Origin of the sequence: Actinacidiphila cocklensis (assembly GCF_907177275.1) — a bacterium.
GTDB classification, from domain to species: domain Bacteria; phylum Actinomycetota; class Actinomycetes; order Streptomycetales; family Streptomycetaceae; genus Actinacidiphila; species Actinacidiphila cocklensis.
In genome coordinates this window covers 11,325-25,275 of record NZ_CAJSLV010000042.1, presented here as the reverse complement: position 1 = coordinate 25,275, position 13,951 = coordinate 11,325, and the positions used below count along the sequence as shown (strand labels likewise).

10 protein-coding genes are annotated in these 13,951 nt (G+C 69.8%); 8 read left to right on the top strand and 2 right to left on the bottom strand.

From position 1 onward, the window contains the following. Positions 1–536 precede the first annotated feature (536 nt). The 8 genes from NFU81_RS06020 to NFU81_RS05980 all read left to right on the top strand — a co-directional run bounded on the left by NFU81_RS06020 (position 537) and on the right by NFU81_RS05980 (position 11,295). On the top strand, positions 537–3,389 hold the full coding sequence (locus tag NFU81_RS06020; protein ID WP_308208269.1) for an HD domain-containing protein: 2,853 nt from the start codon (positions 537–539) through the stop codon (positions 3,387–3,389). A gap of 364 nt (positions 3,390–3,753) precedes the next feature. Then, positions 3,754–5,292, top strand: coding sequence for a type I-E CRISPR-associated protein Cse1/CasA (casA, locus tag NFU81_RS06015; protein WP_274038196.1), 1,539 nt, complete (start codon positions 3,754–3,756; stop codon positions 5,290–5,292). Continuing rightward, positions 5,289–6,059: a type I-E CRISPR-associated protein Cse2/CasB gene (locus tag NFU81_RS06010; RefSeq protein ID WP_251485754.1), complete on the top strand. Its 771-nt coding sequence runs from the start codon at positions 5,289–5,291 to the stop codon at positions 6,057–6,059. The genes casA and NFU81_RS06010 overlap by 4 nt, the downstream gene beginning before the upstream one ends. Further along, positions 6,056–7,318 carry a type I-E CRISPR-associated protein Cas7/Cse4/CasC gene (cas7e, locus tag NFU81_RS06005; RefSeq protein ID WP_274038195.1) on the top strand — a complete coding sequence of 421 codons (1,263 nt, stop codon included), beginning with the start codon at positions 6,056–6,058 and terminating at the stop codon, positions 7,316–7,318. The genes NFU81_RS06010 and cas7e overlap by 4 nt, the downstream gene beginning before the upstream one ends. Then, a complete protein-coding gene (cas5e, locus tag NFU81_RS05995) occupies positions 7,315–8,178 on the top strand; it encodes a type I-E CRISPR-associated protein Cas5/CasD (RefSeq protein ID WP_251485751.1) in 864 nt (287 codons plus the stop codon). Before cas7e ends, cas5e begins: the two co-directional genes overlap by 4 nt. Beyond that, positions 8,145–8,798, top strand: a complete 654-nt coding sequence (cas6e, locus tag NFU81_RS05990; RefSeq protein ID WP_251485749.1) for a type I-E CRISPR-associated protein Cas6/Cse3/CasE — start codon at positions 8,145–8,147, stop codon at positions 8,796–8,798. The genes cas5e and cas6e overlap by 34 nt, the downstream gene beginning before the upstream one ends. A gap of 41 nt (positions 8,799–8,839) precedes the next feature. After that, positions 8,840–10,522 (top strand): Mu transposase C-terminal domain-containing protein, encoded by a 1,683-nt coding sequence (locus NFU81_RS05985; protein WP_251485746.1) that lies wholly within the window; start codon positions 8,840–8,842, stop codon positions 10,520–10,522. Further along, entirely contained in the window at positions 10,522–11,295 is a 774-nt protein-coding gene (locus NFU81_RS05980) for an AAA family ATPase (protein WP_251485743.1), read from the top strand. Before NFU81_RS05985 ends, NFU81_RS05980 begins: the two co-directional genes overlap by 1 nt. Before the next feature lie 1,038 nt (positions 11,296–12,333). Here the strand turns inward: NFU81_RS05980 and NFU81_RS05975 are convergent. Together NFU81_RS05975 and NFU81_RS05970 are read right to left on the bottom strand one after the other, a co-directional pair. After that, entirely contained in the window at positions 12,334–13,476 is a 1,143-nt protein-coding gene (locus NFU81_RS05975; RefSeq protein ID WP_274038194.1) for a caspase, EACC1-associated type, read from the bottom strand. Next, entirely contained in the window at positions 13,473–13,907 is a 435-nt protein-coding gene (locus NFU81_RS05970) for an effector-associated constant component EACC1 (protein ID WP_251485739.1), read from the bottom strand. Before NFU81_RS05970 ends, NFU81_RS05975 begins: the two co-directional genes overlap by 4 nt. Positions 13,908–13,951 lie beyond the last annotated feature (44 nt).

Sequence of the window (13,951 nt, the reverse complement as noted above, 5' to 3'; positions counted from 1 at the left end):
ATCGACCAGTCCTCACAAGCCCTGCGCGGTACCCCCGCGTGTAGGGGGAACAGGCCAGGAACACCGGGACCACCAGCGACGCTACCGTGGTACCCCCTCGCCCAGGGGAGCAGTCCTCGACTCGGTGGTGGAACGTCATCGCCGACGCGGTACCCCCACATGCAGGGGGAGCAGGTCCTGGTGGGCGTCGCTGAGGTGTCGACGGGCGCGGTACCCCCACGTGCAGGGGGAGCAGGCTTTCTGACCTGGGCGGTTGTGTGGGCTTGGCTTTTTCTTTACTTGGTTTCTGGGTGAACTGTCGCTGCGTTTTGGTGGGTTTGTGTCCCGTGTGGTTCATGGTGTGGTTTTTGTTGGCGCGTTGTCCAGCGGTTTGCGGCGGGGGTGTTGGGGTCGGTCGGGTGTCGACGGAGTCGTGACCCAGACGGGTCTGTTGTGGTCGTATTCAAGTGTTTTTCTGTCGGTGTTGTTCGGGTGGGTGTGCTTGGTTGTGCGGGCTTCATCGTGGGTGGTGGTCGTGGTGATGCTTGTGGAGGTGGGTGCTGGTGGGTGTGGTGGAGGATGTAGGGCGCGGGGGGATCCCTTTGGGTCCCTGGGGGAAGTTCGATAGCGCTTCCGGGGAGTCGTATGCATTGTTGTTCCATTTGCTGGATGCGGGTGCGGTGGCGGAGGTGTTGTGGCGTTGTTTTCTAACAGCGCGGCAGCGGCAGGTCGTTGCTGATGGGTTGGGGGTGTCGCTGGAGCAGGCGGCCCGGCTGGTGGCGTTTTGTGCGGCCTGTCATGACGTCGGGAAAGCGAGTGCTTTTCAGGCGTGTGAGCCGGTGGCGTGGGCGCGTGTGGGGGAGGCGCTGCGGGCTGATGTGGGCGGGTGGGTGTGGATGCCGCACGGTCGGGCGTCGATGGTGGCGCTGTTGCCGGTGTTGGCGGAGCTGGGCTTTGAGGTGGCGGGCAATGCGAGTGCCGGTGTGCGGGTGGCGCAGGTCGCCGGTGGCCATCACGGCCGGTATCTGGCGTTGGACGTGGCCGGTGAGTTGAGGCAGGACGGCAGGCTGGGTGGCCCACTGTGGGCGGACCTGCGGCGTCGGTATGTGCGGGTCGTGCACCATCTGCTGGGTGTGGACGTGGTGCCGTCGCGGATGTCGGCGCAGGCGGCTGTGCTGATCACGGGTGTGGTGATGCTCGCGGACCGGCTGGTGAGTCAGCGCGGGTACTGGACGCGGCGGGCATCGGCGCCGGCGGTGGGTGCGGCCGAGCATATGGCCGGTTCTCGGGCGCATGCTCCACGGTTGGTGGACCGTGCGGGGCTGACCCGGGTGGTGCTGCCGGAGGTGTCATTCGCCCGGGCACACGGCCTGCCCGAGCCCAATGCGATGCAGGCGTCGCTGATGACGGGCCTGGGGAAGGCGGGGGTGGGAGGTGGGGGTGCGATGGTGCTGGTCACGGACGGTACAGGCGGTGGTAAGTCTGCGGCGGGTCTGGAAGCGGCGCGGTTGCTGAATGCGGCCTGCGGGACGGCGGGCTGGTGCTGGCTGCTGCCGACGACGGCGACTGCGGATGCCGCCTACGACGTGGCGGCGAGGTATGTGGAGGCGCACGGCGCGGACAGGTCGCCGCTGGGTCTGGTGCACCACCACCCGTGGCTGAACCGGGCCTATACCGACCAGCGGATCGCGGCGGACCTCCAGGGCTCGACGAGGGACGCCCCGTGGAACGACACGGTGTGGGACGAGGGCGAGGGGGAGGAGCGGGAGCGGCCGCAGGAGGCGGTCACGGTCCCGGATCGGTGGCTGCGCGGGTGGGACAGGGCGCTGCTGGCGCAGTTCGTGGTGGCCACGGTGGACCAGGCGCTGATGGCGGCCCTGCCGGTGCGGCACAGCCCGTTGCGGATGCTGGCCCTGTCGGGGAAGACGGTGATCATCGACGAGGCGCACGTCCTGGACACTTTCACTTTCAGGCAGTTGGAGCGGCTGCTGGTGTGGCTGGGCGGGTTCGGTACGCCGGTGGTGGTGCTGTCTGCGACCCTGCCTGCCCGGGTGGGGGAGCGGCTGGTGCGCGCCTACCTGCGCGGGGCTGGCACCGCCACCCCGGCCGGGCCGCTGGCGGCCCCGTATCCGGGGTGGCTGATCACGGACGGCGGCACGGGCGCCACCACGGTGATGGCAGCTGCCGACCGCGAACGGCACCGCGGGCGGCAGCGCCGCAGCGTCCTGCTCGCCCGGGCGGACGTGGTGTACCGGCCGCTGGGGCCTGCGCCGCGGCAGGTTCAGGCCGGGGAGCGACTGGCGGTGATCAGAGAACTGGTCGCCCCGGTGGCGGCCGGCGGGGGATATGCAGCGGTGACGGCCGCGACCGTCACCGACGCGCAGGAGACCTACCGGTACCTGCGCGACACCCTGGATTTCGGCGGCGGGCAGGCCGCTGATCTGGTGCTGCTCCACGCCCGGTTCCCCGGCCGGCAGCGCGAGCGGCTGATGCGCCGGATACGGCAGGCCCTCGGCCGCAACCGGCCCTATCCCGGGCGGATGGTCGTGGTTACCACGAGCGTCCTGGACGTCAGCCTCGACATCGACGTTGACCTGATGATCAGCGACCTGGCCCCGATCAGCTGGCTGCTGCAGCGCCTGGGCCGGCTGTGGCGGTTCCAGCACGCCTGGACCGGGCAGGAACGACGCCCCGCGTGGGCGCGCGAGAGCGGAGCGTGCCTGACGGTGTGCCACCCCGTCGGCCCGGACGGCGCACTGGACGTGCCCAGGCACTGGTCACACATCCCCGCGTTCACCCTCCACGCCACCGCCGCGGCCCTCGACGCCCGCACCGCCGGGCAGACCCTGCTCCTGCCCGACGCCGTGCCCGCCTTGGTGGAGGAAGTACAGGCCGCCCTGGACACCGAGAAGGGCGCCGCCGTCGACGCCGCACTGCACCGCGCCTACACCGCGACAGTGAGGGCGCAAGAGCACCTCAGCGCCGCCCAGCTGATCCCGCCGCCGCACCGCGTGGCGTCGCTGTTCGACCTGCACCGCCAGCCGCTGACTGCCGCGACGGCCGCCACCCGCCTGGGGATGCTGCCCCGCCCGCTGCTGCCCTGCTACCGCACGCCGCGCGGTCGGCTGGCCCTGGACGCGGCCGGCCGTTTCGAACTGCCCGAAGGGAATCTGCGGCCCGCGCACGTGCGGGCACTCCTCGGCCGGAGCGTGCCGGTTCCCGCGGCGTGGGTGGCCCGCCCGGGCGCCGGCCACCCGCGGCCGCCCAGCGCCTGGAGGGGCCACCCTCTGCTGGGCGACCTGGTCCTGCTGCCCCTGAGCGCCGAGCGGGCGCCGACAGCGTTCGGTGACCACCTGCTGCACCTCGACCCCGAACTCGGCCTGGTGCATCAGCGCACCCCCGCCGTCTGACCCCGCGCGCCGCCGCGCAGCGGCCCCCTACGGGCTCCGCTGCGCGGCGCCTCCGCCAGGGCGCGGGGGACCCCCACGACGGGTGCGCTTAGCAGACCAGGGGTGAAGAATTCTCATTTATACAGTGATTCGCGGGGATCTGTACTGATGTGGCTAACGTGACAGGGTGCGACTTTCGGCTCTGCTGTCGTACTGGCCACACCCGAACCATCGCCTCTTGGGCTGCAGTTCGGGAGCGGTCGAGCGCGCGACGCCGGGCCCGTCGGGTCGCGCACCGGTTCCCGCATGACGGAGGTGACCAATTCCTCCCCGCCCTTCAGCCCCCGCCGACCGCCCCCGATATTCCGTCGACACCCGCCCGTGGGTGCCGGTCCGCACCGGCAAGCACATAGAGCCTGTGGGATTGCGGGAACTGTTCGGCCGCGCCCACCAGATCCATGATCTTGCGCTTCCCCTCGCCCCGGCCATCGCAGGCCTGCAGCGGATCCTCGTCGTGATCCTCGCCCGCCTGACCGGGCTGGACCAGCCCGGTACCAGCGTGCAGGAGTGGAACCAGCGTCGCACCGACCTGCTCAACACCCGGAGCGGCCTGGACCCGGCCGGCATCGACGCCTACTTCGACCAGTACACCTGGGACGCTTTCGACGTTGAGCGGCCCTGGATGCAGGACGCGTCGCTGGCCGACCAGTGCCGGACACCTTCCGGGATCAACGCGCTGATCATGGGGCGGCCCTCGGGCGACAGCCTGTGCTGGTTCGAACCGGACACCGACACCGACCCTGCACCGGCTCCCACCGACCAGGCCCTGTGGCACCTGATGATCAACCACTACTACGGCAACCCGGGCCGCCTGACACCACGCACCGCGGGCGGCACCGCGAGCGGCCAGGGCTCGGCCGGGCCGCTGCGCGGCACCCTGTCCTTCCACCCGCTGGGCCGCACTGTCCTGGAGACTCTGGCCCTGGGCCTGCCGCCGCTGACCGACGACGAGAACACCGCCGTCGACGCCTGCCCCTGGGAAGAGGCGGCCCCCCCCGATCCGCTGGCGCCGCTGCCACCGGTGACCTGGCCCGGCAGGCTGCTGACCGGCCGCTCCCGGCACGCTGTCCTACTGGTACCGGGAGCCGACGGCACGACCGTCACCGACGCCTACCTGACCTGGGCCACCCAGCAGCCACGGCTGGAAGCAACCGACCCCTACCTGGCCTACCGCACCGATCCCAAGGCACCGGTCGAAACGCGCCGTGTCCCGCGCTTGGCGGAGACCGGCCGCTCGGTCTGGCGTGACCTGGACGCGCTGCTCCTGGCCGGCGAGGAGAATTCCGCCGGCCCCCGCCCGACCGCCTTCACCACCCTCAACGACCTGCCCGCAGGCGTCCGGGACGCGCTGCGGGTCCGCGTGATCGGCTTCGACCAGGACGTCGGCATGGTCAAGAACCGCCTGTGGTACAGCGCGCTGACCCCGCCGATCTGGAACTGGGCGCAGGAGAACGACCCGGACACCGCTCGCAGGATCCGCGACTGCTGCACCATCGCCGAGCAGCTCGGCGACCTCCTGGGCAAGGTCGCCGGCCGCGCCTGGAAAGAGATCACCTCACCACCGGCCGCCACCGCCCGCCCGCACAAGCCCGGCGCGAAGAACCCCGCGTGGTCCGCCCGCGCCCGCGCCGCCTACTGGCCGCAGGCCGAAGCCACGTTCTGGCGCCTGATCCATGACACCCCCGACGCCCCCGTCCGACCCGCGTTCGCTGCCGACGCGGTGCGCGCCCTGCGCACCGTGTCCGCCGCGAGCCTGTCCCAGCACGCCCGCGCCGGCGAGGTCCTCGCCGCTGCTATCGCGACCCTGCTGCGGGACCCCACAATCACCCGCACCTCCCGGCGACCCCACAAGGCCCCCGTATGACGACAGCTGCTGAACACCGCGCCGACCACGACCTGTTCATCGACACCGTGCGCGGCCTGTGCCAGGACCCCGGTGCCCGCAGGGCGATCAGCCGCGGCCGCGGCCGCGGCCTGAGCCACTGCGCCGACGCCCACTCCTACCTGGCCGAGCACGTCTTCCGGCACCCCATCCGCAAGTACGCACCGCGCGCCCACTACACGGTGGCCGCCCTCATCGCCGCCACCAGCACCCCGCACACCCCCGACCAGCCACCACCGGACACCCCCCTGCATGCCGAGACCGCCGCAGGCACACCACCACCGCTCACCCCAGCGTCACCACCGGCCGCCGACCCGCACCCCCGCACCCCCACAGGCGCCGCAGGCGGCCCGGCAGACGCCACCGCCGGCACCACTGCTTCCGGACCGGCCGGTGGTACCGCCAGCGGGCACGAGGCAGCTCGCGTCGCATGGGATGCCTGGCACCGCCGCTCCGACCTGGGCCGCACCCTCGCCGAGGCCGTCCTGCGCCACGCCCTCGCACACGACAGCGCCACCCGCCGGCTGCGGGCACTGGGAAAGCTCAGCACCGACCTGCTCCACCCGCGCCTGCCAGCCCTGGCCAAGCTCCTCGACCAGGCCGGACTCGACACCGACTTCGCCGTCCTGCTTGACGACCTGGTCTGGTGGGACACCGACCGGGCCCGCATCACCAGCGCCTGGACGCTGTCGTTCCACCTCGCCGTGGGCGGCGACGCCCCAGCCCTCACCGACCTTGCGGAGACATGATGGCCTCCCGCTTCCTCGAACTGCACATCCTGCACAACGTGCCCGCCTCCCGCCTCAACAGCAACGAGGACGGCGAACCCAAATCCCTGACGTACGGGAACGTCGTGCGCGCGTGCGTGTCCTCCCAGTGCTGGAAACACGCCGTGCGCCACACCATCGAAGAGCAGGCCCAGGAGTACGCCACCCGCACCCGCAACCTGCCCTACCGCCTCACCGAGCACCTGACCGCCGACGGCTGGCCCCCCGACCTCGCGGCCTACGCCGCCGCAGAAGTCGCGCGCTGCGCCGGACCGAAAGGACTCTCCCCAGGCAAAGAACCGCAGTCCACGTCCACCATGCTCTATCTTCCTGCCGACGTCCTGACCGGCCTTGCCGCCCTGTGCCAGGCCCACCGCGACGTTCTGACCCAGGCCGCGAAGAAAGCAGCCGACCGCGCCTCGCAGGCGGCCCCGGACACGCCCCCGCCTGCCGCCCGCAAACCGGCCGGCAAGAAGCGCCGCACCGCCCCGGACACGCGCCTGCTGCCCACCGCCGACGTCAACGCCCTGCTGACCGACCGAACCGGCACCATCAACCTGCTCGGGCGGATGCTCACCGACATCCCCGGCGGCACCGTGTCCGGCGCCGTCGACCTCGCACCGGCCTTCAGCGTCCACGCCGCCGACTCGCAACCCGACTGGTTCACCGCCGTAGAGGACTGGCCCCGCCCCGGTACATCCGGCAGCGCCCACATGGACACCGCCTACTTCACCACCGCGACCCTGTACCGCTACGCCTGCCTGAACATCACCGACCTGCAGCGCAACACCGGAGACCTCGACCACGCCCGCCGTCTGACCGCACTGTTCACCGAGGCGTTCATCCTCAGCATGCCGCAGGCCAAACGCACCAGCACAGCCCCCCACACCCTGCCCCACCTGGTCCACTACACCATCCGTGACCGCCGACCCGTCTCCTACGCACCCGCCTTCGAACCGCCCGTCAAAGCCCCGCGCGCCGGCGGCTACACCACCCCCGCCATCCAGAGCCTGTGCGCCTACGCCGCCGCCACCGACCGGCTCCTGGGCACCACCCACCGCCATGCCCACGGCTACACCACCCTCGACGAAGACGAACTGCCGCTCGGCACCGCACACCGCGGCTATCACGACCTCATCACGGCGTGTACCGCCGCCGCCTTCACCCCCACCCCCCAGCCGGCCGCAGAAAGCGGCCTCGACACCCCCCTGCTGCCCGCGCAGGCAGCCGCCGCATCGTGAGCGCACTGCTGCTGCGGCTGGCCGGACCGCTCAGCTCCTACGGCAGCGCATCCTCCTTCCACCACCGACGCGGCACCCACCCCCATCCCACCCGCTCCGCCCTGATCGGCATGTTCGCCGCCGCCCAGGGCAGGCCTCGCCTGCGCGCCCTGGCCCCCCACCACGACCTGCCGGACGAGCCCAGCTACCACGACCTGACCTTCACCATCCGCATCGACCGTCCAGGCACTCTCCTCACCGACTTCCACACTGTCGGCGGCGGCCTCCCCCACGGCGAAGGCTTGCGCATGAGCAAAGGCGGCTATCGCAGCGCTGCCCGCTCCACCCTGGTCACCCGACGCGACTACCTCGCCGACGCGGTCTTCACCGTCGCCGTTCAAGGCCCCGAACCTCTGGTGGAGCGGATCGCCACCACCCTGGAACACCCCGTCTGGGCCCCCTACCTCGGGCGCCGATGCTGCATCCCCGACGAGCCCCTCCTCTTGGCCGCCTCGGTCCCTGACCCCGTCACAGCCCTGCGCGCCGCCGTGCCCCTCTGCCTGACCGCACCCCCGCCGCCAGGGGCGGCCACCACGCCCGTCGACTTCATCTGGGAACAGCAGCCGGACACCACCGTCGCCTGCCGCCACTACGAACTGCCCCACAGCCCCATCGACTTCACCCCCGGTCAGCGCACCTACACCACCTACTCGGTGTGGTCCACCACCGAACCCCTGCCGACCGACCTGTACGCAGGCCCCCAGCCCCTGCACACCCTGACGGCCTACCGGCACGCCCACCACCACACCGACCGCACACCCGATCACCTGCTCGACCAGGAGCCGCCATGCCGCCCGCCGTCCTCGACGCCGGCCCCCTGACCGCCACCCTCACCCACATCCGCCTGCGCCGCAGCAACCCCCACGCCCGCCGTGACCTGTTCGACACCGTCGCCCTCCACAAGACCGTCATGCGCCTGGCCCCCGACAACCTCGGACCCCACCCCCGCCAATCCTCCGGCCTGCTCTTCCGCCTCGAGCCCGGCCCCGCCCCCACGCTCATCGTCCAGACCACCCACCCCCCGCTGCTGCACCAGTTGCCGGGCGGCTACGGCACCGCCCACGTCCACGACCTCACCCCGATCCTGCGCCTGCTGACCTGCGGCATGACCGTCCGCTACCGCATCACCGCCAACCCCATCACTCTCCAACCCCACCCCACCGACCCCAGCAAGCCACCGCGCCGCATCGCTCTCAACGGCACCGACGCCACCGCCTGGTGGACCCGGCGGGCCGCCCGCGCAGGACTGGTCATCCACACCACCGACGCCACCATCCGCGCCTTCCATCGCCGCGACCCCACCGGCCCCTGCCACTCCCTCATCCAGTTCGACGGCCACGCCACGATCACCGACGCCGACCAGCTGCGCCACACCCTCACCCGCGGCATCGGCAAGGCCAAGGCCTACGGCGCCGGCCTGCTCACCCTCGCCCCGGCCTGACAACCCCGCCCCTGGCCCAGCCAGCGCAGGAGCTACCCCGCATGCCCGCACACATCCCCGCACAGGACATCGAACTACGCACCGAATCCGTCCGGCACCTGCTGGAACTGGAACAGCAGAACACCGACACCGCACCCCACCGCAAGACCGTCGCCAGGACCTACGGCGTCGACGAAAAGACCGTGAAACGGTGGATGGACAACGCCCGCGCCCACGGCGGCACCTACACCCCCGCCCAGCGCAAACGCTTCACCCTTACCGCCAACATGATCGACGAAGTCGCTATCCAGCGCGGAAACATCAACGCCACCTGGCAGCGCCTGACCACGCACCCCTACGAGGACGACCCTCCGCTGCCGTGCCTGGCCACCTTCTACAGCGCCGTCAACGCCGCCTTCGACAAGGCATTCCTCGAGGGCCTGCGCCACGGAGAGTGCGCGGCACGCCGCTACACCGTCCACGGCCGAGAGATTTTCGACCACCGCAACCAGGTCTGGGAAGGCGACCATGTCCAGGCAAGCGTGTGGGTCAACGTCGACGGCCAGCCCGCCAAGCCGTGGATCACCTGGTTCATCGACGGCTCCACCAAGGTAGTTCCCGGCAAATCCATCACCCCGGGATTTCCCAACAGCGGCTCGATCATGGCCGCCGCACGCGCCGCCCTGGCCCGCGGCGGCCCCTACGGACCCTTCGGAGGCCGGCCCCAGACCGTCCGCATCGACCGCGGCGCGGACTTCCTCAGCACTGTCGTCAGCCAGGCCTTCGGCAACCTCGCTGTTCCCCTGCACCCGCTGCCACCCCGCAGACCCGACCGCAAGGGAACCGTCGAGGGCCTCAACAGCGCCGTCAAATCGAACCTATTCCAAGGCCTGCCCGGCTTCATCGAAGACGCCCCGCCAGGCAAGCAGCCCCGAACCCGGCCCAGCGGATCGAAAAAGCCCACCAGCACCGACGGCCTGATGTCCTTCAAGGACTTCGTCACCAAGGTCGAACGCTGGATCGACGAATGGAACAACCGGTGGCCCAAACCCCACCTGGGCGACCGCACACCGGCACAGGCATGGGACAACGACCTCACCGTCATCTTCAACATCGACGCAGAAGCACTCCACACCTACACCCTCGCCGGCCCCGACAAACCACGGAAGATCACGAACAAGGGCGTTCAATGGAAGAACAACCGCTACACCGCGCCCTGGATGAACGACGACGCATCGGCCGGCACGATGGTCATGCTGCGGCACATGCCCAACCAGGACCGGGAAATCGAACTGTACGACGCGACCACCGGCAAGCACCTCGGCTCCGCTGTCGCCACCAACCAGGCGACCCCGCAAGAGCGCCGCGCAGTACGCCAGGCCGCCGACCGCAAAGCCAAGCAGATCAGCCGCAAGCGTGAACGCGCTGAAATGCTCCGCATCGAGCGTCACGCCCCGACCACCACCCCCCAACCACCCCGGTTCGCCGAGGCGATGTCCCATGACCAGGCCGCCCAGTACCTCGAAGATCTCGACGAGCCACCCGCCGAGCCCACCCCGTATCGCGACCTGCTGCCTCTGCCCGCCCCCACGCCGACCTGGGCACCCGACGAACAAGCCAAACCGGCACCGGGGCCACTACGGCAAGGCAGAGCCGAGCCCTTCCTGCTCCTGCCGCCCCCGACCGCCTCCTGGGCCGCTCCCCCCGAACCACCTCCCGCTGCCGACCCAAGGAGCAGCCACTGATGTCCCAAGCCCCGGCCGCACCGACCTTCGATTTGGCCGCATACCTGAAAGTCCCCGGCGCCAGACTCGTGCCCACCCAAGCCGTCCTGCGGACCCAAAAAGCCCTGAACGCAGCCGTCCAGGGCCACAAGGTCATGTGCGTATACGGCGACTACGGGACCGGCAAGACCCTCTCCGTCGGCGTGACCCTGCACGACCTCGCCCCGAACACCACCGTGCCCGTCCAGCCCCTGGGCATCGGCATCAAAGCCTTCAGACACGCCCTCGCCACGGGCCTCAACGTCCCAGCAGACCTGACCAGCGACACCGCACGCGATGCAGCGATCCTCGCGGTCCTCGCCCAGCACCCCCACACCCTGCTGTGCGACGAGGCTCAGCGGCTCGACAACCGGAGCCTGGACTACTTGCGCGCCCTATACGACAGACGGGACCTCCACCTGTCCATCGTCATGGTCGGCGCCCACGACTTCCGCCGCAGAATGCTCGCCCGCCCTGCTTGGAAGAGCCGTATCAAGCTGTGGACCAAGTTCACCCCGCTCACGCCCGACGAAGTCCTGGAGACCGTGTACAAGTTCCATCCTGTATGGGATGCGGCCTCAGTCGAGGACATCCCGGTTATCGATGACGCCGGCTGCCACGGAAATTTCCGGGCATGGGCCGGGCTCACCGACGAACTTAAGCAGGCGTTGGAGGAGAACCTCGAACTCACCTACAGCCTGGAACTAGTGCTCTGGCTCCTGCGGAAGATGAACGGCTTCGACGACCCGGCCTGAGACCAAGTCTGTGCGGCCTCGTCAAGTTAACCCTCGAGATGCAGCGACATCCCCGAGGTAGGCCACCGTTGTGGATGTTTGCCTGTCCGGGCTTCCTGCGCTACAGGGACCCGCTGCCGAGAGGAATCCAGCCGACTGGTCGGCGTTCTACTGGAGGAGCGCGTCGTTCTGAGGGCAGTGATTCACCGCTACACTCGCCTGCGATGTCGAGCGTCTAGAGTCCGGATGGCAATGGGGACGTTTGTGAAGGTCGACGACCAGCGCCCGCATTGTCCCCGGAAATGCCGCAGGGCCTTCAGCCCCGGCGCTAACCCAACAGTCCCGGACCGGGCCCCGCTCCTTTGCGACGATCACATGCACCATGCGACCGCTCGTTGTGTGCGTCTCCGCGCGACGCAGATGGAAGTCTCGTACGCGGATTTGTTCCGCTTCAGTGCTCGCGCGGTGAGGCGTGTGCATTTTCGTGGGGCAGTGTGCCGCGTCCGTCGGTGGACTCGGCTGTCAGCGCCTGCTGATAGACCTGAACCGACCCTGCCGTCCGGCGCCTTCCAGTCACCTCTTCCAGCCGCAGCCAAGAGCTCGGCACGCGGGTACCGCGGCGAGCAGCACTAATGTCACAGGGCGGCGCATCTGTCGCTTTAGGTAGTGCATGAATTTCTGCCAAACCGGGTGATCTTGTCGTGTTTCGATGGGGAACTTGCCACACTGTGTGACTGTGGTGGAGGGGTTCACCGCGGACAGACCGAAGGGGAGGCGTTGTGTCGCAGGGTTCTGGGCGCTATTACCGGGCGGGTCACTGGGTGAACAAGTCCGGGGGTACGCGTGGCGGCCGGTTGGGGAAGAAGCAGGCCTCGACGGCACTGGTGGTGGGCTTGCTGCTTGTCGGGGCGTGGTTGGGGCTGTTCTCGCATGGGTCGGCGCACGGTTCCACCCCGCGCCCGGCCCCAACGGCCTCTGCGGGCCGTTAGTCGCCCAGCGGGGCTGGTGTTCCAGGCCCGTTCTGGTGGCGGGTCCGTGCGGCAGTCAGATTCGCGGTGGCTAGCCGCGGCTGGTCTGACTGCGTCGCCACCAGCGCGGGCGAGCAGGGCCTGTGCTCGTCTCAACGGCTAAGGACCGAGACGAGGAAGCGGTAGGTGCGGTCGTTGTGGATTGGGCTCGTAGTTGCTGCCATGCCGTTTTCCACTCGGCTTCCTGCTCGGCGGTCAGGCCGCAGGCGAGTAGATAGGCGCCGGTCGTGGTCCACCGTGCAGGCAGTGTGGTGCGGTTGATCAGCGTGCTGATGGTGCTGGCTGAGACGCCGGCGCTGCCGGCGACGTGCTGCACGGGCAAGCCGGCGACAGCCCGAACCTGTCCGAGGGCATCAAGGAAGTCCTGGGCGGTGGTGAAGGAGGCGGGGTCGGGCCATGCTGGTGCAGTCGGAGGGTCGGGAACCGCCGAGCGAGCGGCCTGGGGGCGGTAGGCGCGGTTGCGGGCCAGTACCAGGGCGCCGGCGGTGTTCCGGTCGCGTTTGTGCGGGGCCGGTCGGGCCTTTGCTGCGAGTTGCTCGCGCAGGTGCCGGTACACGGTTTCCAGGTCGAGTTCGGCAGGGCCGCCTGGTATTCCGGATGTCAGGCAGGCCAGCAGTTCCCCGGTGAAGGCGGTGTAGGTCTCGCCGGGCGGGGCGAGTGCGAGGGCGTTCTCGCCGGCCGCGGCCAGAAGGTAGCTGCCGTCGATCTGCGCGCTGTCGACGAGATCGTTGGTTGTGCCCATGAGGCCCAGCGCCCGGCCGCTGAAGCAGCAGTCGAGGATCACCACGTAGCGCTGGGATCGGCCTTCCCCCATGGCCTCGCGCAGCCACTGGTAGGAGATCCCCGTGTGGCTGCGGCCATGACGCGAGCTTGCCAGGCCCAGCAGGAGCTCGCCGCGACTGTCGATGAGCCCGTGCCCGCCGAAGTAGAACAGCAGGGTGTCGGTAGCTTCCTGTGCCTGCTGCCAGAGGACGTCAGCGACCTCTTGGCCGCTCTGGGGCTCGGAAATGATCGTGCAATGGCCTTCGGGCAGCCCCCATGCGTTGGCTGCGGTGAGCAAGGATGCTAACGCGGGCAGGTTGTTGGCCACAGCTGGCAACGGCTCGAGGAAGGCGTAACGGCTCACACCGACGAGTACGGCCCGTGAAGCGATGGGATCCGGCCGGCTGCTCACGGCTGTTGCCCCACGTCCTCGGTGCTGGCATCGGTACCGGTGTCGTTGCCGTCCGCACCGCCCTGGGAGCCGTGAACGTTGCGGTCCTCGGGGCCTGCGGCATCTGCGGTCCGCTGGAGAAGCTCAGCGATCCGGGCGGCTTCCTGCGGGTCACCAGAGGTCAGGACCACCTCGACATCTCCGCGGCGAATCGTCACCGGTGGACCGGTGGGCCTGGTCTGTCGCCACGTCATCAGCGACAAGACGAACGAAGCCGCCTGCCACCCGTTGTCTGTGACCATCTGGACGGCCTCCACCCAGCCGCCCATGCTCCCCGGCTGCGTGTCCGCCTGCCTGAGGGAGAGCTGGGCCATGCGCAGTGAAGGCTCGCGTCGTAACCAGTCGGCCAGCGAACGCAGATCGGCCTCCTGGCCTGTTCCGCTATCAATCATGATCTCCGTAAGCAGCGTGCCACCCCCCTTGGGCTCCTTCGAGT